This is a genomic window from Ensifer sp. Root423 (genome assembly GCF_001426275.1).
Lineage (GTDB): Bacteria > Pseudomonadota > Alphaproteobacteria > Rhizobiales > Rhizobiaceae > Ensifer > Ensifer adhaerens.
The window spans coordinates 1-23,204 of sequence record NZ_LMEG01000024.1 but is presented as its reverse complement, the minus strand read 5'-3'; the positions used below and the strand labels follow the sequence as shown (position 1 = coordinate 23,204).

At 63.5% G+C, this 23,204-nt stretch carries 23 protein-coding genes and 1 pseudogene; 17 read left to right on the top strand and 7 right to left on the bottom strand.

Annotated features, from left to right (window positions below; translation table 11 throughout):
* Positions 1–42 precede the first annotated feature (42 nt).
* The 5 genes from ASD01_RS22375 (at position 43) to ASD01_RS22355 (ending at position 4,730) form a co-directional block, all read left to right on the top strand.
* On the top strand, positions 43–1,077 hold the full coding sequence (locus ASD01_RS22375) for a sterol desaturase family protein (protein WP_060644435.1): 1,035 nt from the start codon (positions 43–45) through the stop codon (positions 1,075–1,077).
* Between the two features lie 8 nt (positions 1,078–1,085).
* Positions 1,086–1,397 (top strand): MocE family 2Fe-2S type ferredoxin, encoded by a 312-nt coding sequence (locus ASD01_RS22370; protein WP_034801776.1) that lies wholly within the window; start codon positions 1,086–1,088, stop codon positions 1,395–1,397.
* 79 nt (positions 1,398–1,476) lie between these two features.
* Positions 1,477–2,421, top strand: coding sequence for a substrate-binding domain-containing protein (locus ASD01_RS22365; RefSeq protein WP_060529331.1), 945 nt, complete (start codon positions 1,477–1,479; stop codon positions 2,419–2,421).
* Between the two features lie 222 nt (positions 2,422–2,643).
* Positions 2,644–3,849, top strand: a complete 1,206-nt coding sequence (locus ASD01_RS22360; RefSeq protein WP_034801729.1) for an NAD(P)/FAD-dependent oxidoreductase — start codon at positions 2,644–2,646, stop codon at positions 3,847–3,849.
* Complete coding sequence (locus tag ASD01_RS22355; RefSeq protein ID WP_156623690.1) at positions 3,849–4,730, top strand: sugar phosphate isomerase/epimerase; 882 nt, start codon at positions 3,849–3,851, stop codon at positions 4,728–4,730. The genes ASD01_RS22360 and ASD01_RS22355 overlap by 1 nt, the downstream gene beginning before the upstream one ends.
* On the opposite strand, the gene ASD01_RS22350 is transcribed toward ASD01_RS22355, so the two are convergent.
* Positions 4,723–5,664: a LysR family transcriptional regulator gene (locus tag ASD01_RS22350; protein WP_034801727.1), complete on the bottom strand. Its 942-nt coding sequence runs from the start codon at positions 5,662–5,664 to the stop codon at positions 4,723–4,725. The two genes, ASD01_RS22355 and ASD01_RS22350, sit on opposite strands and share 8 nt — an antisense overlap.
* Positions 5,665–5,816: 152 nt before the next feature.
* Here ASD01_RS22350 and ASD01_RS22345 point away from each other — a divergent pair, with 152 nt between their 5' ends.
* From ASD01_RS22345 to pcaD, 9 genes are all read left to right on the top strand, one after another.
* Entirely contained in the window at positions 5,817–6,998 is a 1,182-nt protein-coding gene (locus ASD01_RS22345; protein ID WP_060584588.1) for a muconate/chloromuconate family cycloisomerase, read from the top strand.
* A 10-nt stretch (positions 6,999–7,008) separates the two neighbouring features.
* Positions 7,009–7,299 (top strand): muconolactone Delta-isomerase, encoded by a 291-nt coding sequence (catC, locus tag ASD01_RS22340; protein ID WP_034801725.1) that lies wholly within the window; start codon positions 7,009–7,011, stop codon positions 7,297–7,299.
* Positions 7,300–7,374: 75 nt separating this feature from the next.
* Positions 7,375–8,313 carry a catechol 1,2-dioxygenase gene (gene catA / locus ASD01_RS22335; protein WP_034801723.1) on the top strand — a complete coding sequence of 313 codons (939 nt, stop codon included), beginning with the start codon at positions 7,375–7,377 and terminating at the stop codon, positions 8,311–8,313.
* Between the two features lie 100 nt (positions 8,314–8,413).
* Positions 8,414–9,772 carry a Rieske 2Fe-2S domain-containing protein gene (locus ASD01_RS22330; protein WP_060644434.1) on the top strand — a complete coding sequence of 453 codons (1,359 nt, stop codon included), beginning with the start codon at positions 8,414–8,416 and terminating at the stop codon, positions 9,770–9,772.
* Positions 9,769–10,257 carry a benzoate 1,2-dioxygenase small subunit gene (gene benB, locus ASD01_RS22325; RefSeq protein ID WP_060644433.1) on the top strand — a complete coding sequence of 163 codons (489 nt, stop codon included), beginning with the start codon at positions 9,769–9,771 and terminating at the stop codon, positions 10,255–10,257. Before ASD01_RS22330 ends, benB begins: the two co-directional genes overlap by 4 nt.
* A gap of 34 nt (positions 10,258–10,291) precedes the next feature.
* Complete coding sequence (gene benC / locus ASD01_RS22320) at positions 10,292–11,320, top strand: benzoate 1,2-dioxygenase electron transfer component BenC (RefSeq protein WP_060644432.1); 1,029 nt, start codon at positions 10,292–10,294, stop codon at positions 11,318–11,320.
* Complete coding sequence (benD, locus tag ASD01_RS22315; RefSeq protein ID WP_060644431.1) at positions 11,317–12,105, top strand: benzoate diol dehydrogenase BenD; 789 nt, start codon at positions 11,317–11,319, stop codon at positions 12,103–12,105. Before benC ends, benD begins: the two co-directional genes overlap by 4 nt.
* A gap of 36 nt (positions 12,106–12,141) precedes the next feature.
* Positions 12,142–13,476 (top strand): MFS transporter, encoded by a 1,335-nt coding sequence (locus ASD01_RS22310; RefSeq protein WP_082584674.1) that lies wholly within the window; start codon positions 12,142–12,144, stop codon positions 13,474–13,476.
* A gap of 165 nt (positions 13,477–13,641) precedes the next feature.
* Positions 13,642–14,427: a 3-oxoadipate enol-lactonase gene (gene pcaD / locus ASD01_RS22305; RefSeq protein WP_060529335.1), complete on the top strand. Its 786-nt coding sequence runs from the start codon at positions 13,642–13,644 to the stop codon at positions 14,425–14,427.
* 141 nt (positions 14,428–14,568) lie between these two features.
* On the opposite strand, the gene ASD01_RS22300 is transcribed toward pcaD, so the two are convergent.
* Positions 14,569–15,048, bottom strand: a complete 480-nt coding sequence (locus ASD01_RS22300; RefSeq protein WP_034801716.1) for an SRPBCC family protein — start codon at positions 15,046–15,048, stop codon at positions 14,569–14,571.
* Positions 15,049–15,057: 9 nt separating this feature from the next.
* Entirely contained in the window at positions 15,058–15,381 is a 324-nt protein-coding gene (locus tag ASD01_RS22295) for an ArsR/SmtB family transcription factor (protein ID WP_060521861.1), read from the bottom strand.
* A 107-nt stretch (positions 15,382–15,488) separates the two neighbouring features.
* Between ASD01_RS22295 and ASD01_RS22290 the strand changes: the two genes are divergently transcribed.
* Positions 15,489–16,130, top strand: a complete 642-nt coding sequence (locus ASD01_RS22290; RefSeq protein ID WP_060644430.1) for a dihydrofolate reductase family protein — start codon at positions 15,489–15,491, stop codon at positions 16,128–16,130.
* 126 nt (positions 16,131–16,256) lie between these two features.
* Here the strand turns inward: ASD01_RS22290 and ASD01_RS22285 are convergent, their stop codons facing one another.
* Entirely contained in the window at positions 16,257–17,318 is a 1,062-nt protein-coding gene (locus tag ASD01_RS22285) for an alpha/beta hydrolase family protein (RefSeq protein ID WP_034801709.1), read from the bottom strand.
* Between the two features lie 182 nt (positions 17,319–17,500).
* Between ASD01_RS22285 and ASD01_RS22280 the strand changes: the two genes are divergently transcribed.
* The gene (locus tag ASD01_RS22280; protein ID WP_060644443.1) at positions 17,501–18,532 is read left to right on the top strand and encodes a helix-turn-helix domain-containing protein; all 1,032 of its coding nucleotides are present in this window, start codon (positions 17,501–17,503) and stop codon (positions 18,530–18,532) included.
* 81 nt (positions 18,533–18,613) lie between these two features.
* Here the strand turns inward: ASD01_RS22280 and ASD01_RS22275 are convergent.
* From ASD01_RS22275 to ASD01_RS22265, 3 genes and pseudogenes are all read right to left on the bottom strand, one after another.
* Positions 18,614–19,792: pseudogene (locus ASD01_RS22275) on the bottom strand (Do family serine endopeptidase); the annotation flags it as partial.
* Between the two features lie 195 nt (positions 19,793–19,987).
* Positions 19,988–20,434, bottom strand: a complete 447-nt coding sequence (locus ASD01_RS22270) for a hypothetical protein (protein WP_060521864.1) — start codon at positions 20,432–20,434, stop codon at positions 19,988–19,990.
* Positions 20,435–20,759: 325 nt separating this feature from the next.
* Positions 20,760–21,890 carry a citrate synthase gene (locus tag ASD01_RS22265; RefSeq protein WP_034801768.1) on the bottom strand — a complete coding sequence of 377 codons (1,131 nt, stop codon included), beginning with the start codon at positions 21,888–21,890 and terminating at the stop codon, positions 20,760–20,762.
* 75 nt (positions 21,891–21,965) lie between these two features.
* Between ASD01_RS22265 and ASD01_RS22260 the strand changes: the two genes are divergently transcribed.
* Positions 21,966–23,057 (top strand): citrate synthase/methylcitrate synthase, encoded by a 1,092-nt coding sequence (locus ASD01_RS22260; protein ID WP_060644442.1) that lies wholly within the window; start codon positions 21,966–21,968, stop codon positions 23,055–23,057.
* Positions 23,058–23,204 lie beyond the last annotated feature (147 nt).

Genomic DNA, 23,204 nt, shown 5'->3' with positions numbered 1-23,204 from the left:
ATTTAGGGCGGAGCGCATGCGGTCCGCCGGGAGGAGAGCGCCATGGACGATCTGAAATATGGAACGCGCAACAAGCGCGGCGACTGGGCGCCGAACGAGCCGATCGAAACGGCGCCGCTGTTTGCCTTCCCGCCAAAACTGCTGGCGCTCGTCAAGTGGCTGCCGCATTACTTCTTTCCTTGGAATGCGATCTTCGCGGCGTCGGCCGTCGTCTATTGGGCCTGGGTGATCCCGCCGGTCGAGGCGATGCAGAGCTTGAGCGTCGGCTGGATCGCCTGGCTCTATGCGGTCAACGCGGTTTGCGTCTTCTTCTTCTACGGCGCTTTCGAGCTGCATCTCTATGTGCTGAAACGGCAGGAAAACCGGTTCAAGTACAACGGCAAGTTTCCGGCCGAGCAGAAGAGCAAAGCCTTCTGGTTCGAAAGCCAGAATCTCGACAACATCCTGCGCACGTTCCTCTCAGGCGTGACGATCTGGACCGCCGTCGAAGTCGCCATGCTCTGGGCCTACGCCAATGGCTATGCGCCGTGGCTGAGCTTCGCGGACAATCCCTGGACGCTCGCGCTCGTCGCATTGGTGGTGCCTGTTATCCACGAGTTCCATTTCTTCTGCATCCACCGGCTCATCCACACGCCGCTGCTCTACAAGTGGGTGCATTCGGTCCACCACAATTCGGTGAACCCGTCGCCCTGGTCGTCGCTGTCGATGCATCCGGTCGAGCACCTGCTCTACTTCGCCACCGCCTTCTATCACCTGATCCTGCCGTCCAACCCGATCCTGATGCTTTACCAGCTGCACTACGCGGGCTTCGGTGCCATTCCCGGCCATGTCGGCTTCGACAAGGTCGAGGTCGGTGAAGAGACGCTCGTCGATAGCCACGCCTATGCGCATTACCTGCACCACAAGTATTTCGAGGTGAATTACGGCGACGCCCTGATCCCGCTCGATCGCTGGTTCGGCACCTGGCACGACGGCTCCAAGGAGGGCGAGGCGCGGATGCAGGAGCGCTACCGCAAATGCAAGGAAAAACTCGCAGCCCGCAAGGCACGCAACACCATCGGGGAGGCAGCAGAATGAGCAACGTGATCACCTGGGTACCAGCCTGCAAGCTGGACGATATCGAACAGGAAGGGGCGATCCGCTTCGACCATGGCGGCCGAACCTACGCCGTCTACCGCGGTCCCGACGATAGCGTCTATTGCACCGCCGGGCTCTGCACCCACGAGGCCGTTCACCTCGCTGATGGCCTCGTCATGGACTACGAGGTGGAATGTCCCAAGCATTCCGGCGCCTTCGATTATCGCACCGGTGAAGCCATCAGGCTTCCGGCCTGCGAGAATCTCAAGACCTATCCCGCCGAAATCGTCGACGGCGAGGTTCGTGTGGCGCTCGGCTAAGGCCACCACGCAAGCATTGATCAGGCCCATCGGGCCTCCGGAATGCGATCGGGTGATCCGGCACCCTCGGGAGGAAATCATGAAATCCATGTACCTGGCGGCTGCGCTTGCCGCCTTGATGGGAAGTGCTGCCTCGGCGGAGACGATCGGCGTCTCGATGCAGAGCTTCGACAACAACTTCCAGACGCTGCTGCGTGAGGGCATCAATGCCCGCGCTGCCGAAGTCAACGGCGCCACCGTTCAGATCGAAGACGCACAGACCGACATCTCCAAGCAGCTCAACCAGGTGAACAATTTCATCGCGGGCGGCGTCGACGCGATCATCATGACGCTGACGGATACCTCGGCCGCCCCCGGCATCAGCGAAGCCGCTGAGAAGGCCGGTATTCCGCTCGTCTATCTCAATCTAGAGCCGGATAACCTCGGCAAGCTGCCGGAAAAGCAGGCCTATGTCGGCTCGAAAGAAACGGACTCCGGCAGATTGGGTGCGGAAGCTGCCTGTTCGCTGCTGAAGGAAAAGGGCAAGGCCAGTGATGCGCAGGTCTATATCCTGATGGGAGACCTTGCTCACCAGGCCTCGCGCGACCGCACCTCGGCGTTCAAGGAAACGCTCGCTGCCGGCGACTGCAAGGGTGCGACGATTGCCGACGAGCAGTCGGCCGCCTGGACGCGCACCAATGCGATGGATCTCACCACCAACTGGATCACCGCCGGACAGCCGATCGACGTGGTCTTTGCCAACAATGACGAAATGGCGATCGGCGCCATCCAGGCGCTGAAGGCCGCCGGTGTATCGATGGACGACGTGATCGTCGTTGGCATCGACGCGACCCAGGACGGGCTTGCCGCCATGGCCGCCGGCGACCTCGACGCAACCGTATTCCAGAACGCCAAGGGGCAATCGGCTAGCGCCGTCGACACGGCCGTCTCGCTGGTGCGCGGTGAAAGCGTCAAAAAGAACGTCTGGGTTCCCTTCGAGCTCGTTACGCCGAAAAACATGGCCGATTACGCGGCGCGCAACTGATCCTCCTCCTGCATGTTTCCTTAATCGTCGCCGATTGAAGCACAGAAACATGCAGGAATTCAGAGTTTTACAGCGACCTTTGCGCGTCTGAACGGATGCGCGGCGCTGTGGGCCGGCGCACTTCTCCTGCCTGCGCCGGCCACCTTTTTGAACGGGCTGACAAATCTTGCGTGCGGTTTTGCGACCGCCCCGCACGTCAACGCATGATCTACGGAGCAAGCCATGGATCGCATCGTCATAATCGGCGCCGGGGAATCCGGCACGCGCGCGGCCTTTGCCCTGCGTGAAACTGGCTTTGCCGGCAGCGTCACGCTCATCGGCACGGAACCGCATCTGCCCTATGAGCGGCCACCGTTGTCGAAGCCGCTCAATGGCGCCGTACAGATGAAGCCGATCTGCGGCGCTGAGGCGCTGGAGGCCGCCGGTATCGACTACCGGCAAGGTGTTTCTGCATCCCGACTGGATGCCGGTGACCGCTCCGTCACCTTGAGCGATGGCCGGACGCTCACCTATGACAAGCTGTTGCTCGCCACCGGCGCCCGTCCGAGGCGCCTCGCTTGCATAGGGGCCGAGCGCGCACTGGATTTCCGCACCTACGCCAATGCGGCGGCGATCTTCGCCCGTGCCGAAGCCGGCAGACACGTTGCGATCATCGGCGGTGGACTGATCGGCATGGAGCTTGCGGCGGTGCTGCGCGGCAAGGGCATCATGGTTAGCGTTATCGAAATGGCGCCGAAGCCGCTCGGTCGCGCGGTGCCGCCGCGTTTTGCCGCGAAGCTTCATGCCCGGCATCAGGATGAAGGCGTCACCTTCCATCTGGGGCAGGGGATCGCCGAAATCACCGGTGATGCGGTTGTTCTTTCCGACGGCACTCCGGTGCCGGCCGATATCGCCGTCGCCGCCATCGGCGTCCAGCCGGATACAGCACTCGCGGAGGCGGCGGGGCTTGCCGTCGGCAACGGTATCCTGACGGATGGCTATCTGCGCACCAGCGATCCGAACATCTATGCATCAGGCGATTGCGCCGCCGTGGCCCAGCCGGGTGGCGGGTATGTGCGCTTCGAAAGCTGGCGCAATGCACGCACCCAGGCCGAGGTCGCGGCCCTCAACATGGCCGGCGGCAAGGAGGCTTTTTCTGCCATCCCCTGGTTCTGGACCGATCAATACGATCTCGGCCTGCAGGTGGCGGGCCTGCCCCATCCGGACCATCAAAGCGTGACACGCCAGCTCGATGGTGGCGAACTCGAATTCTACCTCGATGGCGGGCGTCTCGTCGCCGCCGCTGGCCTCGGTTTCGGCAATGGTCTCGCCAAGGATATCAAGCTCTCGGAAATGCTGATTGCTGCCGGCGTCAGTCCCGATCCGGGAGCGCTCGCCGACGCCAGCGTGAACCTCAAGGCGCTGCTCAAAAGTGCCAGGGCCGCCTGATGCAGAAGCTGCTTGTCTTTCAATCGCTCTGGGCGATGGAGCGCCGGCATGCGGACGGCTTTGAGCGCAGTCTCGAAGAGAACATCGCAATGATCGTCGAGGCCGGGTTCGACGGCATCAGCGCGCATTATACCAATCGGCGCGATGTCGAGCACCTCAATGCCGTGATCCGCGGAACGGGCTTGAAGATCGAGGGCGTCTGTTTTCCTCGAAGCGTCGAGGATTTGCGCCTGACGCTGGAACTGGCCTCGGAGTTTCCGGTGAGCCACATCGATCTGCAGGCCGATGTTCGCCCGCGCCGGGTCGAGGATTGCCTGCCGCTGCTTGACGGCTGGGCCAGGCTTGCTGAGGAAATGGATGTTCCCGTCTATATCGAAACCCACCGTCACCGGATCACCAACGACCTCCTCTTCACGCTCGACCTGCTCGACCGGCGGCCCGATCTGCCGCTCTTGGCCGACCTCTCGCACTATCTCGTTGGCCGGGAATTCGCCTTTCCGGTGGAAGACGAAAGCCACGCCCAGATCCAACGCATTCTGCGCAACGCCGGCGCCTTCCACGGCCGTATCGGCTCCTGCCAGCAGATCCAGATCGAGCTTTCCTTTCCCCACCATCTGCCCTGGGTCGCTCTCTTCCGCGAGTGGTGGGACTACGGCTTCCGGCACTGGCGCTCCCACGCTGCCAACGATGCCGAGCTGGTCATGACGTGCGAACTCGGCCCAAGGCCCTATGCCATCACCGACAGGGACGGTAACGATACGACTGATCGCTGGGCCGAGGCGCTTTTGCTTCGCGAGATGGCCTGCGAGATCTGGGCGGAAAGTGCCAATTCCCCGACGGGTGAAGCAGGGGATCTGAGGACGCCTGAACTCGTCATTTAACGAAGGACGGCCGGAACGGCAGATTGTGCTCGAGGCCGAGCCAGGGCGGGTTTTCCGCATACATTTCCACGATCAGCGCCTTGATCAGCTCGATGTAACGGGAATTGTCGCCGACCCGATGGTTGAGGATGACGGGTGAGGTCGCCCGCTCGCCCTCGATCATGCGATAGTGCAGATCGGAGCGGACCTGACGCGCAGAGGACGGGACGATACAAAGTCCGGCATCCGAGGCGACGAGGCCAAGCGCACTCTGGATCTCACGCACCTCATGCACCTCGGCCGGGCGCACATCCTGCGCGTGGAGCAGGCTCAACACGTGATCGGCATAGCTCGGGCGCGGTTCCTTCGGGTAGACGATCAGTTTTTGCCCGGCAACCGCACTCAACGGAAGCGGAGATGTGTCATCGGCAAACGGCGTGCCCTGCGGTATCGCCAAGGCGAGGCGCTCTTCCCGCATGAGGATGCCGGCGACATTGGGATCGTTGTGATGCAGCCGCCCGAAGCCGACATCGATCCGGCCTTCCTTCAGCGCCGCGATCTGCTGCACCGACACCATCTCCAACAGCCGGATATCGAGTTCCGGCGCGTTCTGCCTGAGCTTGCGCACCAGCGTCGGCAGCCCGCCATAGAGCGTGGACGCGACGAAGCCGATCGACAGCACGCGGTTCTGGTTGAGACCGACGCGGCGGGTCGCCTCTACCATCTGTTCCACCCGGCCGAGCACTTGCAGCGATTGTTCGTAAAACAATCGCCCCGCTTCCGTCAGCCGCACCGGCCGGCTCTTGCGGATGATCAGCGGCACGCCCAGTTCTTCCTCAAGAAGCTGGATCTGCCGGCTCAAGGGCGGCTGGGCGATGTGCAGCTGCTCGGCAGCGCGGGTGAAGTTGCGCTCGCGGGCGACGGCGACGAAGTAGCGAAGCTGGCGCAGATCCAATGTTACAGCCCCCATTTTCCTACCGTTGCGGTATGTTGCAGTGCGGCAAGCGCATGAATGCGCGTAATCTTTGCCATACTATACCGTCAAGGTATCATAGGTAACCTATTTGGTGTTGGACGTCACCCGCTGCGTGGGCGCACATTCAGGTCATGAACACGACCCTTGCACCCATCGCCCCGACAGCAGCCCTCTTCCCCGTGATCGAACGGGTCGAGACCATGCTGGTCGACCTGCCGACCATCCGGCCGCACAAGCTGTCGGTCGCGACCATGACCGGCCAGACGCTGATGCTGGTGAAGGTCCATTGCAGCGACGGAACGGTCGGCATTGGCGAGGGTACGACGATCGGCGGGCTTGCCTATGGCGGCGAGAGCCCGGAAAGCATGAAGCTTGCGATCGATACCTATTTTGCGCCTGTCATGGTCGGTGAGGACGCGACCCACGTGAAGGCGCTGATGGCGCGCATCGGCAAGGCGATCAAGGAAAACCGTTTCGCCAAGAGCGCGGTGGAAACGGCGCTGCTCGACGCCCATGGAAAGCGCCTGGGTCTGCCGATCAGCGAACTGCTCGGCGGGGCACTGCGCAAGCGCCTGGCGGTCGCCTGGACGCTGGCGTCGGGTGACACGGCCAAGGATATCGCCGAGGCCGAGAAGATGCTCGAGCTACGCCGTCATCGGATCTTCAAGCTGAAGATCGGTGCCAGGCCGCTGAAGGACGATATCGCCCATGTGGCGGCGATCAAGAAGGCGCTCGGCGAGCGCGGCGCGGTGCGCGTCGACGTCAACATGGCCTGGAGCGAATTTGAGGCCGCCTACGGCATGGCAGCGCTCGCCGATGCCGGATGTGAGCTGGTCGAGCAGCCGGTGGCTTCGACCGCAGCGCTCGGTCGCCTCGTCCGCCGTTTCCCGCTGGCGCTGATGGCCGACGAGTCCCTCACCGGACCCGAGAGCGCCTTCGAGATCGCCAAGACCAAGGGGGCCGACGTCTTCGCGGTCAAGATCGAACAGAGCGGAGGTCTGTTCAATGCGCAGCGCGTGGCGGTCATCGCCGATGCCGCGGGCATTGAACTCTATGGCGGCACGATGCTGGAAGGTGGTGTCGGCACAGTGGCGTCAGCCCACGTGTTTTCCACCTTCGCCAAGCTGCAATGGGGCACGGAGCTCTTCGGTCCGCTGCTTTTGACCGAGGAAATTCTGGCGACGCCGCTCGACTACAGCGACTTCGAGCTGACGGTGCCGGATGCTCCAGGGCTCGGGATCGAACTCGATGAAGATCGGCTGAAATTCTTCGCGCGCGACGGGCTGCGCAAGACGATCAGCGTTGCGAAGTAAGGACTGAGCCATGCTGTTTCACGTCAGAATGGATGTTCGCATTCCCCACGATCTGCCTGCCGAGCAGGCGGCGGAGATCCTCGCCCGGGAAAAGGCCTATTCGCAACAGCTGCAGCAGAGCGGCAAGTGGCGGCATATCTGGCGGATCGCCGGGCAGTACGCGAACTACAGCGTCTTCGACGTGAAGGACAATGCCGAGCTGCACGAGATCCTCTCGGGGCTGCCGCTGTTCAAGTTCATGCAGATCGAGGTCACGCCGCTGCTTCGGCACCCATCCTCGATCCGCGAGGACGATAGCTGAGAATTTGTGCGTGCCGCGGCCGGGAGGTTTGGCAAGCGGCTTGAGCTTCAAGACAATCCAAGTGGAGGAATTGATATGAACGTGAAGATTTTCGACAAGCCGGAGACTCAAGCTTTCCTGAAGGTTCTCAGCGGCCTCGACAAGGACGGCGGCAACCCGCGTGTCAAAGAGATCGTGCACCGGCTGATGTCTGACCTGTTCAAGGCGATCGACGATCTCGACATCACCCCGGACGAATACTGGACCGGTATTGCCTGGCTGAACGAGATCGGCGCTGCCGGCCAGGCCGGCCTGATCTCGCCCGGCCTCGGCCTCGATCACTTCCTCGATGAACGTCTCGACGCGATCGACGAAGCGCTCGGCATCGAGAATCAGACGCCGCGCACCATCGAAGGTCCGCTCTATGTCGCCGGCGCACCGGCCTCGGAAGGCTTCGCCCGTCTCGACGATGGCCGCGACACCAATGGCCAGACGCTGATCATGCACGGCACCGTCTATGATGCCGACGGCCAGCCGCTGAAGGGCGCGACGGTCGAAGTCTGGCACTGTGACACCCGCGGTTTCTATTCGCACTTCGACCCGACCGGCCTGCAGGCGCCGTTCAACATGCGCCGCACGATCGTCACCGACGCCAAGGGCTGTTACAAGTTTCAAAGCATCGTGCCGCACGGCTACGGCGTGCCTCCGGGAAGCCCGACAGAGCAGCTGCTTTCCGCCCTTGGCCGTCACGGCCAGCGCCCGGCCCACATCCATTTCTTCATCAGCGCCGATGGGCACCGCAAGCTGACGACCCAGATCAACATCGCCGGCGACCCGCTGGTCAACGACGACTTCGCCTATGCGACGAGGGATGGCTTGGTGCCTGACGTCACCGAGCGGACCGACGAGGCGAGCATCAAGGCGAACAACCTCTCCGGCCCCTTCGCCGAGATCGAATTCGACATCCATCTCACCTCACTGGTGAACGGCGTCGACAACCAGATCAACGAGCAGCGTAAGCGCGCCGCCGCCTGATCACCTCTGCGGCGGCCGACTGAGCCGCCGCCCCCTGACATCAGACATTGTTGCAATCGCTAGAGCCGAGCACGGATCAGCCGTTTGCGGGAGAAGAACCATGTCCGCCGTTATCGACAAAGCCCAAGCCCTCGACGACCTGCTCGCCACCGCGGTCGAGGACGATCATGAGGCCGGCACGTTCCGCTGCCGCCGCGACATCTTCACCAACGAAAACCTCTTCGAGCTGGAGATGAAGCACATCTTCGAGAGCAACTGGGTCTATCTCGCCCACGAGAGCCAGATCCCCGAGAACAACGACTATTACACCACCTATATCGGCCGGCAGCCGGTTGTCGTCACCCGTGACAAGACGGGCGAACTGCACGCCGTCATCAATGCCTGTGCCCATCGCGGCGCCATGCTCTGCCGGCGCAAGCACGGCAACAAGGGCAGCTTCACCTGTCCCTTCCACGGCTGGACCTTCTCCAACACCGGCAAGCTCCTGAAGGTGAAGGACGAGAAGACGACGCAGTATCCGCCGCAGTTTGCCAAAGACGGTTCGCACGACCTGAAGCGCGTTGCCCGTTTCGAGAGCTATCGCGGCTTCCTGTTCGGCAGCCTCAATCCTGATGTCACCTCGCTCGAGGACTATCTCGGCGAAACGAAAGTCATCATCGACCAGATCGTCGACCAGGCGCCTGACGGTCTCGAGGTACTGCGCGGCAATTCCTCCTATATCTACGACGGAAACTGGAAGCTGCAGATGGAGAACGGCTGCGACGGCTATCACGTCAGCTCCGTTCACTGGAACTATGCCGCCACTATGGGCCGGCGCAACGAGGAGGGCACAAAGGCGGTCGATGCCTCGAGCTGGAGCCGCTCGATTGCCGGCGTCTACGGTTTCGACAACGGCCACATCCTGCTCTGGACCAACACCATGAACCCGGAGGTCCGGCCGATCTACAGCCACCGCGAGGAGATCAAGGCGCGCGTCGGCGAGGTGCAGGCGGATTTCATCGTCAACCAGACCCGCAATCTCTGCCTCTATCCGAACGTCTTCCTGATGGACCAGTTCAGCACGCAGATCCGCGTCACCCGTCCGATCAGCGTCGACAAGACCGAGATCAGCATCTTCTGCTTCGCGCCGAAGGGTGAAAATGCGGCCGATCGCACGCTGCGCATCCGTCAATACGAAGATTTCTTCAACGTCTCCGGCATGGGCACGGCTGACGATCTCGAGGAGTTCCGCGCCTGCCAGCAGGGTTACGCCGGCATCACCGCGCTCTGGAACGATCTCTCTCGCGGTGCGCCGCTCTGGATCGACGGTCCGGATGAGAACGCCAAGCGCATGGGCATCGCACCGTTGCTCTCGGGCGAGCGCAGCGAAGATGAAGGCCTCTTTGTCCGCCAGCACGAATATTGGGCGAAGGTGATGCGCACAGCACTTGCCTCCGAAAAGCAGGGAGCGGTCGCATGACGATCTCCTATGACACCGCCTGCGCCTTCCTCTATCGCGAAGCGCGCCTGCTCGACGACCGGCAATGGGACGAATGGCTGACCTGCTATGCGCCGGATGTCAGCTACTGGATGCCGGCCTGGGACGACGACGATCAGTTGACCGAAGATCCGCAGTCGCAGATCTCGCTGATCTATTACCCGAGCCGCGATGGCCTGGAAGATCGCGTCTTTCGCATCAAGACCGAACGCTCTGGAGCGTCCACGCCGGAGCCGCGCACCAGCCACAACGTCACCAATGTCGAGCTTGTGGCCGATCGCGGCGAGGAGGTGGACCTCCGCTACAACTTCCACACGCTCAACCATCGCTACAAGGTCACCGACCACTTCTTCGGGACCATGTCCGTCACGCTCCGCAAGAGCGGCAGTGAACTGCTGATCTCACGGAAGAAGATCGTGTTGAAGAACGACTACATCCGCCAGGTCATCGACGTCTACCACATCTGACGGTCGTCGCCTGACAGGAATGGGAGGAACAACCATGGCCAGCTACAGGATCGCTTTGAATTTCGAGGACGGCGTCACCCGCTTCGTCGAATGCAGGGACGATGAGAAGGTGCTCGACGCCGCCTTCCGCAACAAGATCAACCTGCCGATGGATTGTTCGGACGGGGTCTGCGGCACCTGCAAGTGCCGCGCCGAAAGCGGCGCCTACGACCTCGGCGACGACTTCATCGACGATGCGCTGACAGCGGACGAGGCGGCAAGCGGACTGGTGCTGACCTGCCAGATGAAGCCGTCGAGCGACTGCGTCATCGCGGTGCCGACGACAGCAGCCGCATGCAAGACCGGACAGCAGAAGTTTACGGCGAGTGTGACAAGCGTCGTCCCGCACAACGATGCGGCGATCGTGCTCGAACTGGATATCGAGGGCGCTGCAGCGCCGGCCTTTCTGCCGGGGCAGTACGTCAACATCGACGTGCCCGGCAGCGGCCAGAGCCGTTCCTATTCCTTCTCCTCGGCATCGGGCGAGACGCGCGTCGGCTTCCTGATCAAGAAGATCCCGGGCGGGCTGATGAGCACGTGGCTGGAACACGCCGAAGTCGGCACGAAACTGGAATTGACCGGGCCGCTCGGCAGTTTCTATCTGCGCGAGGTTCAGCGCCCCCTGCTCTTCCTCGCCGGTGGCACCGGTCTTGCGCCGTTCCTGTCGATGCTTGAGGTTCTGGCCCGCACCAACCCGGAGCAGAAAGTGCATCTGATCTACGGCGTCACCCGCGACCTCGATCTGGTGCTTGTCGACGAGATCGAAGCCTATACCAAGCGGCTTGCCAACTTCACCTTTGACACGGTGGTGGCGGATGTCGCCTCCAGCCATCCGCGCAAGGGCTGGGTGACGCAGCATATGCCGGTGGACATGCTGAACGACGGCGATGTCGATGTCTATCTCTGCGGCCCGCCGCCGATGGTGGATGCGGTGCGCAAGCATCTCGACGACACCGGCGTGAGGCCCAACAGTTTCCACTATGAGAAGTTCACGCCCAATGCGGTGGCGAAGGAGGCAGCATGACCTCCGCTCGTTTCGAAGGACGGTTTGCCGGCAAGGCAATCGTCGTCACCGGTGCCGCGCAAGGGATCGGCCGCGCCGTGGCGCTGCGTGCCGTGGCTGAAGGCGGCAAGGTTCTCTTTGTCGACCGTGCCGATTTCGTCGCCGAGGTGGCGGCGGAGGCCGGCAGTGAATGGGCGGCTGCTTTCGTAGCCGATCTCGAAACGCACGAGGGGGCAGCCGCAGCCATGCACTTTGCCGCCGAAAAATTCGGCGGCATCGACGTCCTGATCAACAATGTCGGCGGCGCCATCCGCATGCGTCCCTTTGCCGAATTCGAACCGGTGCAGATCGATGCAGAGATCCGCCGCTCGCTGATGCCGACTCTCTACTGTTGCCATGCGGTGCTGCCGCATCTCTTTGCCCGCGGTGGCGGCACCATCGTCAACGTGTCGTCCAATGCCACGCGCGGCATTCACCGCGTGCCCTATTCGGCGGCCAAGGGCGGCGTCAATGCCATCACCCAGTCGCTGGCGATGGAGCTTGCCGACCGCAACATCCGCGTGGTCGCGACAGCACCGGGCGGAACCGAGGCGCCGCCGCGCCGCATCCCGCGCAATGCCGAAGGTGACAATGAGGCCGAGAAGGCCTGGATGGGCGACGTCGTCGCCCAGGTGAAGCAGTCGAGCTTCATGAAACGCTACGGCAGCGTCGAAGAGCAAGCGGCGCCGATCCTGTTCCTGGCCTCCGACGAGGCCTCCTACATCACCGGCAGTGTTCTGCCGGTCGCCGGCGGCGATCTCGGCTGACGGACCTTTTTCAACGCGCTAACACCTGGGGAGGAGATGATGCGCACGATCGATGTGAATGAAGCAATTGACGGGAGCCCGCTTGGGAGCTTCCAGTGGATGGTGGTAGTGCTCTCGGCGCTGCTGTTGATCGTCGACGGTTACGACGTCTTCGTCGCCGGCACGGTGCTGCCGACGCTGATTGCCGAATGGGGCCTGAGCAAGCCGCAGGCCGGCGCGCTGCAGGCCTGGGCGCTGTTCGGCATGATGTTCGGCGCGCTGATCTTCGGCCCGCTCGCCGACCGGATCGGCCGCAAGAAGGGGATCGCCATCAGCTTCCTGCTGTTTACGCTCTCAACCCTTTTGACCGGCTTTGCCAATTCGCCGGAGCAGTTCAAGATCTTCCGGTTCGTCGCCGGTCTCGGCTGCGGCGGCTTGATGCCGAATGCGGTGGCGCTGATGAACGAATATGCGCCGAAGCGTCTGCGCGGCACGCTGGTGGCGCTGATGTTCTCCGGCTATTCCGTCGGCGGCATGGTCGCTGCCGGCCTTGGTATCGGCCTCATCCCGTCCTATGGCTGGAAGCCGATGTTCTTCATCGCCGCCGTGCCGCTGCTCCTCTTGCCAGCGATCCTCTGGAAGCTGCCGGAATCGCTCGGCTTCCTTATCCGCCAGGGCAAGCAGGAAGAGGCCAAACGCATCTATGCCAAGATCGATCCGAACGCGCGTCTCGGTACCACCGACAGGCTGGTCTTCTCCGAGACGAAGGGGGCCTCGGCATCGGTGCTGGAACTCTTCCGCCATCAGCGGACCCTGCGCACCGTCATGCTCTGGGTCGCATTCTTCTGCTGCCTACTGCTCGTCTATCTCTTGTCGTCCTGGCTGCCGAAGGTGCTGCAGGAAGCTGGCTACGCCGAGAAGGCGAGCCTGCTCAGCCTGTTCTCGCTGAATTTCGGCGGCATGGTCGGCGCCATTGCCGGCGGTTGGCTCGGTGACCGCTTCGGCTTGCCCAAGGTGGTGGTCGGTTTCTTCGTTGCCGCCGCCTTCTCGATCGCGCTGATCGGCTTCAATCCGCCGACGGGTGTCCTGTTTCTGATGGTCTTTGTTGCCGGCGCCACCACGATCGGCACGCAGATCCTGCTCTATGCCAGCGTGGCGCAGCTCTACAACCTGTCGGTTCGCTCCACCGGTTTGGGCTGGGCCTCCGGTGTCGGTCGCATCGGCGCGATCGTCGGCCCGACGCTCGGCGGCGTGCTCCTGGCACAGGAGCTTCCGCTGCAGCAGAACTTCGCGATCTTCGCCGTACCGGCGGCGATCTCGGCTGTCGCCATGCTGGTCTTCGCGGTCAGCAACGCCCGCCGCGTGGAGATCGCGCGACTGGCGGCGGCATAGATCGAGGCGAGGCGGCCGGGCCGCGAAAGGATCGGTTGCCGCCCCTTGAGCGCGCGCTGTCGATATCTACCTATTGCAGCGCGCGTACCACCCGAGGCGCGATGTTGCGCCAAGAACGACAAAGCCGCCATTGCTGGCGGCTTTCCCGATTGGAGTTCCTGTTTCATGGCCTATCTCGACTTGTCCAGCCATCGCCTTCACTACCGCATCGACGGCGACCAGAACGGCAACGCGCCCTGGCTGCTCTTCTGCAATTCGCTCGGCACCGACCTCTCCATGTGGGACGCGCAGATCGCTGATCTGTCGCCCCACTTCCGCGTGCTGCGCTACGATCGCCGCGGTCATGGCCAGTCCTCGGCGCCGCCGCCGCCCTATGCGCTGTCCGACCTCGGCCAGGATGTGCTCGCGCTCATGGATGGCCTGGGGATCGAGCGGACACATTTCTGCGGCCTGTCGATCGGGGGCCTGACCGGAGAATGGCTAGGTATCCATGCCGGCAAACGTCTCGACAAGATCGTGCTCTGTGCCACGGCGGCGCGGATCGGGACGCCCGAGAGCTGGGCCACCCGCATCGACAGCGTCCGGGCGGACGGTCTCGCAGGGCTCGCCGCGGCCACGGCAGAACGCTGGTTCAGCCCGCATTTTGCAGCCAGCCATGCAGAAGCCGTCGATCGCATTCTGGGCGCCTTCACCGCCACTTCGACGGACGGCTACATCGGTGGCTGCACCGCGCTCGCCGGCGCGGACCTGAAGGAGGAGATCGTAGCGATTGCCAACCCCGTGCTCGCCATCTCCGGCAACGGCGATCCGGTATGCCCGCCGGCGGACCTCGAATATATCGCCGCCCGGGTGCAGCGAGGCCGGCACCTGTCGCTGCCTGGTCGGCATATCGTCAATATCGAGTCGGCAAAGGCCTTCAATTCGGAGCTTCTCGACTTCCTTCGGCCATAGGTGCCGCGCAGATCCGTCACTTGATCGGAACGAGCGGCGACGCCTTCGCCGACGGTGCCAGTCGCAAGCTCAGACGTGGCTCCGAACAATCCTGAAAGCGGTCAATCATGAAGGCGGCGACCAACGTTCAGGCGGGCCGCGTCAGCCATCGAGCCAGGCGGCCAGACTGTCAAGCGTCTGCAGCCCGTACTCCACCGCGCCGAAGTCGATGACCGCTTGGCGGCGCTCGCGACTTGGGTGAAGCTGGCGCAGGGTCAGCACGGTCTTGCCGTCGGCCTGTTCATCGAAAGTAATCGTCATATAGAAGCGATCGGGGTCGTCGGGCTCAGCAGTGCCATAGTCCACCACGATCAATTCGTTGGGCACGATCTTCAGGAAGCGCATCAGACTGGGGAAGCGCTGCTGCCGACCATCAAACTCGCCCACCATGTCGAAGCGCCATACCCCGCCCTCACGGATGTCAGCCTCATGGTTCTCGATGCTGAAGCCAGCCGGGCCATACCATTGTGCCAGCGCTTGCGGGTCCATCCAGGCGGCGAAAACCTTTTGTCGCGGGTGCTTCAGCACCTTGACCAAAACGATTTCGCGGTCGGGCGACCAGGTCTCAAAAATCGGTTCCATTGCCGTTCCCTACGTCTTGTCCAGATAGGCTTCCAATCGGTCGAGCCGTTCGGCCCAACGTCGTCGCTCCGCTTCCATCCAGGTTGCCGCCTCTTCGAAGCGCCCCCGCTCCAGTCGACACCAGCGGCTGCGGCCACGTTTCTCGCTTGCGATAAGTCCGCAATCTTCAAGCACCTTGAGGTGCTGGGCGAAGGAGGGCAGTGCCATGTCGAAGGGCTCGGCAAGGACACTCACGGGCATCTCCCCGTCCGCAAGCCGTGAAACAACGGCGCGGCGCGTCGGGTCGCTGAGTGCGTGGAAGGCAAGGTCAAGCGGGGTCGAATGATAGGGCATGCGCCACACTAAAGCGGACCGCGCACGCGCGTCAATGATAATAAGGTACTTGCCTTTGTATTCGGGTGAAATTAATAAGGCATCTACCTTACTATTAGGAGAGACCAATGGCAGTTCGTGTCGATCTCAACATTTCCCTGGACGGTTTCGCGACAACCACAGATCAGACCCCGGACAATCCGTTTGGCGCTGATTGGCCGCGTCTGGTTGCCGCCTATGCTGCGACCCGAACGATGCGGGAGCGCGTGTTCAAGGACACGTCCGGAGCGGGCACCACGGGCGTCGATGAGCAATATGCGCAGTCATACTTCTCAAACATCGGTGCTGAGATTATGGGTGCCGCCATGTTTGGATTTCACGCTCACCCAAACGATCCCGACTGGCGCGGCTGGTGGGGGGAAGAACCTCCGTTTCGCGTCCCGGTCTTCGTGCTCACGCACATGCCGCGGCCTCCGATCGAGATGGCCGGAGGCACCACATTTCATTTTCTGAACACGTCCCTTGCCGATGCACTCCGGCAGGCGACGAGCGCTGCGGACGGTAAGGATGTCCGTATTGGCGGCGGACCCACGGTCGTGCGCGCCTATCTCAAGGCAGGCCTTGTCGATAGCTTGCATGTGGCGATCGCACCCATCCTGCTCGGGCGGGGTATCCGTCTTTGGGACGATCTGCGCGGGTTGGAGGCCGGCTACACCGTCAAGGCAGAAACGGCCGAGAGTGGGACTGTCCACCTCACGTTTCAGCGCTAGCAGCGGACCAGAGCGATGGCAGCTTCTCGTCTCCTCGGACGATGCCATCTCTCCGGGCAAGACCGAAATCGAACAGACCGAGCACAGGGCGACGCGTGTCATCGCCCTGCGGCCAGTATGACGATGCTATCGATTCGCCAGTGTTTTCTGCAGGGCCTCGCGGGTCAGCTTGCTGATCTCGGCATGAATATCGGCGCGCGGCCGTTCCGTCGTGCCGCAAATCGGATCGACCTCGCCGAAGGATTCAAGCAGTTCGGCAGCGCCGTCCTTGCATATCGGCAGGAAGCTGAAGTGGTCTGCTCCGGCGACCGTGGCATAGGAGCCCTTCGGCGTCAGCGCCGCCAGCGGCTCGGAAGCGACCGCAAGCGGGATCGTCTCCTTGCTGCCGAGATTGATGAAATGCATCGGGATCGCGATCGCCTTGAGGCTGTCTTCCACATAGGCCTGGGCGAGGCCGGGGTCGACGAGTACGGCGCCTTTGATCCGAGGATCCCGGTTCGACTGCTCGAAACGCGCCTTGTCGACGGTGCGAAGATCGAGCTTGTCGACGTCGACCGGCGTGTCGTCGACATAGCCCCTGCCGCCGACGAACCAGGCGCAATCCCACTTGCCGTAGCTGTCGCAGTAGCCGGCATAGGCCTCGAGGCTCGCTCTTGCCCCTGAAATCTCCATGGCGGTCGAGCCGCCGAGAGAGAATCCGAGGACGGCGATCCGCCCGGGGTCGATTGCAGCGCTCCATTGCGGATCCCGGGTGAACGTGTCGATCAATGCCGAGAGGTCGGCCGTCCTTTCCCAAAGCTTCGGCGTGTTGGCAGGCGTCGAGTCGCCGCTGGTGGTGCCGGGATGGTTGGGGCCGGCGACGATGAAGCCGGCCGCCGCGAGCTCGGCCGCAAGCCAGCTCATCGCCTCGACGCGGCCGCCCGAACCATGGGACAGAACCACCAGCGGATACCGGCCCTCGCGCAAGGGGGCGTTCTTCGATGCGGGCGATCCCTCGAAGATGCGATTGTCGCCGACAAGCACCGGCTCACCGCCGGCTTTGGCGGGATACCAGACGGTGACGGCGAGTTGGCGTTCCCGCTTCGGTGCGGCAACGTCGATCTCGCGGACGCCGACGTCATCGGCTTGCGCCGAGGCGGCCAGGCTCAGAAGGAAGGCAGCGGCGGGAATGAACTGGAGGAGGGGCATTGGGCATCTCGCTGTGTTGGAAAAGACGGCCGATCGTCACCGACGCCCCGCTTGTCCGCGTCCTCGATCGCGATTGAGGTCGTCCCGAATCGCGATCTGGGCAATGATCCGCCCATCGAAATGCCTGCTTGCCGCTCGCCTGCCTGCCGTTTGTCTGCCCGCCTTTGTCTGAAGGACATGCCTTGATCTTTCTGCCGCTCCCGTTCGTCGTCGCCTTGCTGCTTCTTATCCTGCTTGCGTTCATGCTGCATGGCGACGAGCCAGGGCGGCGCAACCGGCCGTTCCTCGCTCTGGTGGCGCTCTGTGCGCTCCAGTCGGTGATCGTCGGGCTGCGTTGGGGCTATGACGTCACTGCGTTGAAGTTTGCGCTGCCGGTGCTTGCGAGCGGTGTGCCGCCGCTGGTGCTTGCGAGTTTCCACAGCCTGATCCGCAGAGACGAGCGCAGTGCTGCTGCGGCGGGGTGGGTCCATGCGGCGCCGACGATCGGTATGTTCGCGCTCGTGCTGTTCGCGCCGCGCTACATCGATTTCGCCTTGATCGTCGAATATGTCGGATACGCGCTGGCGCTCCTGAACCTGGCGCGCGTCGGTACGGATGCGCTGGAGGAAGCGCGCTTCGAAGGTGCGGCCGCGGCGCACCGCGCCTTGCTCATTGCCGCGTTCTCGCTCTGCCTTTCGGCGCTCTTCGATCTTGCGATCCTTCTGGATTTCGAATGGACGAGGGGCGCGAATATCGGCCTCATCGTCAGTAACGCGAACTTGCTGGGCCTGCTCTTCATCGGGCTGACAGCCATGGTCGCGGACCGTGCGCGTGCGCTTCCGGCCGCCGGCGCGGTCACCGACGAGGATCCTGTTGCAAAGCCGCAGGACCGCGAAATCCTCGACAGGAGCGATCAACTGCTCGTCAGTCAGAAACTGGCCCGCGACGAAAACCTCACCTTGTCACGTCTGGCGCGGCGCGCGGGCCTGCCCGCCCGGCAGATATCGACCGCCGTCAATCGGCTGGCGGGCAAGAACGTCTCGCAATACATCAACGATATCCGGATTGCTGAGGCCTGCCGGCTGTTGCGCGAAACCGACATGTCGGTGACCGCGGCCATGCTGGAATCCGGCTTTCAGACGAAATCGAATTTTAATCGCGAGTTTCGCCGCGTCACCGACTTGAGCCCCGTCGCCTGGCGCGAGCAGAACCGGACCGGAGCGCTTGCCGCCTGACTGATGCCATGGCGATGCCCGGCCGCGGTGCGGCCCGGCTGGTTGGAGGCAAGGTGTGCGGTGACGTACTTGCGACGGTTACTGCTGGTCTGCGGCATTGTCGCCGATCGTGATCGCAACATCCTTCGTCTTGCCGGTCCGCCATAGGCTCAGGTTCTTCGAGGTGCCGGGCGAGAGGTCGGCGACCATGCGCGACAGGTCACGCGGCGACTTCACCGGGTTGCCGCCAAGCGCGATGATGATGTCGCCGGCCTTGATGCCGGCCTTGGCCGCGGGCGTTCCGCCACTGACGCCGGCAACGAGCGCGCCCTCAGGCTGGGCAAGGCCGATGGCGTCGGCGATATCAGCCGTGACCGGCTGTATCTGCACGCCGATGAAGCCGTGCTGGATCGAACCATCCTTCATCAACTCAGTGACGACCTTTTGCGCCTGGTCCGAGGGGATGGCGAAGCCGACGCCGACGCTACCGCCGTTCGGCGAATAGATCGCCGTGTTGATGCCGACCACCTGGCCCTTTGCGTCGACCAGCGGTCCGCCGGAATTGCCGTGGTTGATCGGGGCGTCGATCTGGATGAAATCGTCATAGGGACCGCTGTGCAGGTCGCGGCCGCGCGCCGAGACGATCCCCGACGTGACCGTCGTGCCGATGCCGAACGGGTTGCCGATCGCCAGCACCTGGTCGCCAACCCGCAAGGTGTCGGAATCGCCCCAGGCAACTGTTGCGAGCGGCTTCGGCGCCGTGATTTTCAGGACTGCGAGGTCGTTCTTCGGGTCGGCGCCGACAAGCTTGGCCGGCACTTGCGTGCCGTCGTCGAGCGTCACCATGATGCTCGATGCCTTGTCGATGACGTGGTTGTTGGTGACGACGTAGCCGTCCGCGGTCACGATGAAACCGGAGCCGAGCGCTTCGGCCCGTTGAGGCTGACGCTGCTCAGGCGCCTGGTCCGGCAAGGGGATGCCCTGATCGTGGAAGAATTGGCGGAATTGTTCGTCGAAGGGCGAATTTCCGCCCGGTTGCGACGGTTCGCTCGTGCCGACGTTGTCGGCCTTGATCACGGTCGTCACGGTGACGACCGCCGGCTTGTCTGCCGACACGACCGGCGCGAAGGATCCGCCGGATGTGGCCGGGACTGCAACGGCCGGACTGGCCGCCGCAGCGGCCAGGTCATGGCCTGTGAAGGCTGCTACGGACAAGGGCGCAATGATGACGGCTGCGCCAAGGAGGGCGGCAGCTCGATACCTCGTGAGAATGTTTGACATGATCCTGTTCCTTTCGCTGCCTGTTTGCCAGACGAACTTGGCCGGACGCAGCCCGAGCCAGGTCGGGTCTGCGGCGCACCGTCGGCCGGCATTGGATTAAGTGGGCGGTCTGGTTGCCGAAGGACCAGGCCCTTGAGCAGGCCCGGCCCCATCGGTTACGGCTCACCCGAAGGCGGGTGAGCCTCAACGTGTCGGTCAAGCCATTCGGGCGATGTCGCGGTCGAGATGGCGAACGTCACCCTGGAGCCGGGCATAGGACTGGGCCGGCAGCATGCCGTGATGGGCGGCGGCGGTCTTGACGGCGTCGGCGCGCACAGCACCGTCTTCGCGTTCAAGCTTCCTGTAGTTTGCTGCCGTCAGCTTGCCCTGTTCGCGGTCGGCGTTGATGCGGTGGTTGTCGACCCGGAGTTCATGCAGGACGTGATCGAGCCGCGTCGATGCCATGTGGGTCGGTGTCCGGTAGACCGGCATGGCCGGGGTTGCCATGTCGTCCTGGGCGAAAATGCCCTGGTAGTAATCGCCGGTATAGGCACCCTTGTCGTTGTCGCGGCCGAAATCGTGGTGATCGGCAGCAAAGGCGGCACCGCTTAAGAGAACGAGGGCGACGGTTGCGATGGTGGTGGTCTTGAAAGGCGAGCGCATGACTGCATCTCCTGAATTGAAGGAAGCGCCGCGAGCTTCCGTTCGAGGCTGTCTCCTATTGTCGCGTCACGGCCGAAGCGGTCGCCGGCAATATTAGCCTCGAAAATGAAGGTATTACTTCCGTGCGCCGCCGTCATGTTAATAACGCGTAATATTTCGGCAAACATCTCCGGAAATCCGCTTCATTAACATTATTTAATAAAGGCCAATTCGCTCCAGATTGACGGATATTCTTTCCCCAGGCGCGTATTGTGGCCCTTTTGCGGCCGCCCGCCCGCGCCTTTTCTAGTCAATCGAGCTTAGGGCTGAGGGCGCGGAGGAGGAGCTACGATCCGGCATAGTGGGCGCGCGGCCGGATCAGATCGCCGCTGACGACCTGTTCCATTGCGTGCGCGAGCCAGCCGACGGTGCGTGCAAGGGCGAATATCACCATCGGCGCGTCATCGGGTAGATCATAGGCAGCAGCGAGCGCCGCCAGAGAGAAGTCGAGATTGGCCGGTTCTCCGAGCAGTTCCTCGCCGGCCTCGGCCAGCGCGGCATAGAGCGGCGGCACGTCGAAGCTCGACATGATGGCCTTCGCGCGCGGGTCGCCGTCCGGATAGAGCCGGTGGCCGAAAGCCCGGACCACGCCGTCCGAAGACAGCATGGTACGGATCGCCTCGCGCACCCCGCCCACGGCCGCCTGTTCGGCAAGCCGCGTGACGCTCAGCCAGGCGCCGCCGTGCCTGGGGCCGGTGAGGGTGGCAAGCCCCGAAAGTGTGGCGGCGGAAAGTGCGGCGCCGGACGACGCGGTGACCCGTGCTGCAAAGGCGGAAACGTTGAGTTCGTGTTCCGCCGTCAGCACCAGGCATCGGCGGATCGGCTCCGCCGCCTCCGGCCGCTCCCAGCCCTGCGCCAGGCGCTCGTGCAGCGGCACATTTTCCCGCGACGGCGCAAGTCCGGCGGCAACGGTCGCCAGCACCTCGGCGGCCTCGGCCTTCAGGATGGCGGGCCTGCGTCCGAGCGCCGGCAGGTCGGCTTCGATGCGCCCGGCGAGAAGCGTAAAGGTCGTTGCTAGCCGCGATTGGCTGCTGCCGGGATCGCGCGCTGGAACAACAACCGCCGCCGGTGTCAGCCAGAGCAGGGCGGCGACCTCCTCCAGGGTCGCTGTGGTGGCAAGTTCGATCGCGTTGCTGCCGCGGTAGGAGAGCTGCCCTCCGGCGATGCTGGAGATCGTCGTTGGCAGTACCGGCTCGCCCCAGCGGATCGTCTCGGCCGCCACGACCGCCGCCTGCCGCCTGCCGGCGTGGCGCTCGGCCAGCCGGTGCACGTCGTCGGCCTGGTAGAGGCTGCGGCGCGGGTCGGCGGGGTCGGGCTTGGCGCGAATGCGGCCGCGGCTGACATTGGCATAGAGCGTCTGCCGTTTGCTGCCGAGCTTGGCGAGCGCCTCTTCGGCGGTGATCCAGAGTGTATTCATGTTGATCAATAGCATCAAGATTGACGTCAATAGGTCTAGGTCGGATCATCCTCGGCGTAAAGGAGAAACTTGATGATGAAGAACGGACTTGAAGACGTCGTCGCCGCCGAAACGCAGCTCTCCCATGTTGACGGCGAGGCGGGTCAATTGATCATCCGCGGCGTCTCGCTCGATCACCTGGCCGGCCACGCAAGCTATGAGGATGTCGTGGCGCTGTTGTTCGAGGGGCTGCTTGGGCCGATGCCGGACCGGGTTGAACTCGCGAAGCGGCTGGGTGAGAAGCGAGCGGAAGTGTTCGCCCATGTTGGCGCCATCGACGATGCGTTGCTGGAACTGCCGCCGGTCGACATCATGCGCGCGCTCATCGCCCGGCTCCCGGATGGGGAGGACCTCGATACGGCCCTACGTCTGCTCGCCGCGCCGGCCGTCTTCCTGCCGGCGGCGCTGCGCATGAAGAGCGGTGAAGCTCCGGTCGCGCCGACGCCGGCGCTGTCGCACGCCGCCGATATCCTGGCGATGCTCTGTGCCAAGGTGCCGAGCAGACAAGAAGTGGCGGCGCTCGACGCCTATCTGGTGACGATCTCGGACCACGGCCTCAACGCCTCGACCTTCGCCTCACGCGTGGTCGCCTCCACCAAGGCCGGTCTCACCTCTTCGGTGATTGCCGCCATCGGGGCGCTCAAGGGGCCGCTCCATGGCGGCGCGCCTGGTCCGGTGCTCGACATGCTGGACGCGATTGGAACGCCTGAGAATGCGGAGGCCTGGCTTTCCGACGCGCTCGACCACGGCGAACGGCTGATGGGCTTTGGCCACCGTGTCTATCGTGTCCGCGACCCCCGCGCCGATGCGCTGAAGGGCGCGCTGAAACGACTGATCGCTGCGCATCCGGCCAACCGCGATCGCATTCGACTGGCAGAAGAGGTCGAACAATCGGCGCTCGCCGTCCTGAAGGTGCGCAAGCCCGACCGCCCGCTCGACGTCAACGTCGAGTTCTACACGGCGCTGCTGCTCGATGCGCTGCGCTTCCCGCGCGACGCCTTCACCGGCGTGTTCGCGATCGGTCGCACCGTCGGCTGGATCGCCCATGCCCGCGAGCAGGCGCTGGAAGGCCGCCTTATCCGGCCGCGTTCGCTCTATGTCGGGCCGCTGCCGCAACAGGCCGCGTGAGTGTTCTATGCTGAGGCGGAGACCATCCGCGCATTTCGCAGGTGTTGTTGAAAGAACGCCTTCAGGTCGCGGAAGTCATCGAAACCAAGGACGGTCGCAAAACGGGCGACCGTCGTCGGCGAGACGGCGCAGACTGACCTCCCCCCC

Bases quoted from the DNA above. Each gene is read 5' to 3' on its own strand.
- ASD01_RS22355 (WP_156623690.1), top strand. From the start codon at position 3,849: ATGCAGAAGCTGCTTGTCTTTCAATCGCTCTGGGCGATGGAGCGCCGG.
- ASD01_RS22330 (WP_060644434.1), top strand. From the start codon at position 8,414: ATGTCCGCCGTTATCGACAAAGCCCAAGCCCTCGACGACCTGCTCGCC.
- catA (WP_034801723.1), top strand. From the start codon at position 7,375: ATGAACGTGAAGATTTTCGACAAGCCGGAGACTCAAGCTTTCCTGAAG.
- ASD01_RS22260 (WP_060644442.1), top strand. From the start codon at position 21,966: ATGAAGAACGGACTTGAAGACGTCGTCGCCGCCGAAACGCAGCTCTCC.
- ASD01_RS22345 (WP_060584588.1), top strand. From the start codon at position 5,817: ATGAACACGACCCTTGCACCCATCGCCCCGACAGCAGCCCTCTTCCCC.
- ASD01_RS22310 (WP_082584674.1), top strand. From the start codon at position 12,142: ATGATGCGCACGATCGATGTGAATGAAGCAATTGACGGGAGCCCGCTT.
- benD (WP_060644431.1), top strand. From the start codon at position 11,317: ATGACCTCCGCTCGTTTCGAAGGACGGTTTGCCGGCAAGGCAATCGTC.
- pcaD (WP_060529335.1), top strand. From the start codon at position 13,642: ATGGCCTATCTCGACTTGTCCAGCCATCGCCTTCACTACCGCATCGAC.
- ASD01_RS22300 (WP_034801716.1), bottom strand. From the start codon at position 15,048: ATGGAACCGATTTTTGAGACCTGGTCGCCCGACCGCGAAATCGTTTTG.
- ASD01_RS22360 (WP_034801729.1), top strand. From the start codon at position 2,644: ATGGATCGCATCGTCATAATCGGCGCCGGGGAATCCGGCACGCGCGCG.
- ASD01_RS22375 (WP_060644435.1), top strand. From the start codon at position 43: ATGGACGATCTGAAATATGGAACGCGCAACAAGCGCGGCGACTGGGCG.
- ASD01_RS22270 (WP_060521864.1), bottom strand. From the start codon at position 20,434: ATGCGCTCGCCTTTCAAGACCACCACCATCGCAACCGTCGCCCTCGTT.
- catC (WP_034801725.1), top strand. From the start codon at position 7,009: ATGCTGTTTCACGTCAGAATGGATGTTCGCATTCCCCACGATCTGCCT.
- benC (WP_060644432.1), top strand. From the start codon at position 10,292: ATGGCCAGCTACAGGATCGCTTTGAATTTCGAGGACGGCGTCACCCGC.
- ASD01_RS22285 (WP_034801709.1), bottom strand. From the start codon at position 17,318: ATGCCCCTCCTCCAGTTCATTCCCGCCGCTGCCTTCCTTCTGAGCCTG.
- ASD01_RS22265 (WP_034801768.1), bottom strand. From the start codon at position 21,890: ATGAATACACTCTGGATCACCGCCGAAGAGGCGCTCGCCAAGCTCGGC.
- ASD01_RS22290 (WP_060644430.1), top strand. From the start codon at position 15,489: ATGGCAGTTCGTGTCGATCTCAACATTTCCCTGGACGGTTTCGCGACA.
- ASD01_RS22295 (WP_060521861.1), bottom strand. From the start codon at position 15,381: ATGCCCTATCATTCGACCCCGCTTGACCTTGCCTTCCACGCACTCAGC.
- ASD01_RS22365 (WP_060529331.1), top strand. From the start codon at position 1,477: ATGAAATCCATGTACCTGGCGGCTGCGCTTGCCGCCTTGATGGGAAGT.
- benB (WP_060644433.1), top strand. From the start codon at position 9,769: ATGACGATCTCCTATGACACCGCCTGCGCCTTCCTCTATCGCGAAGCG.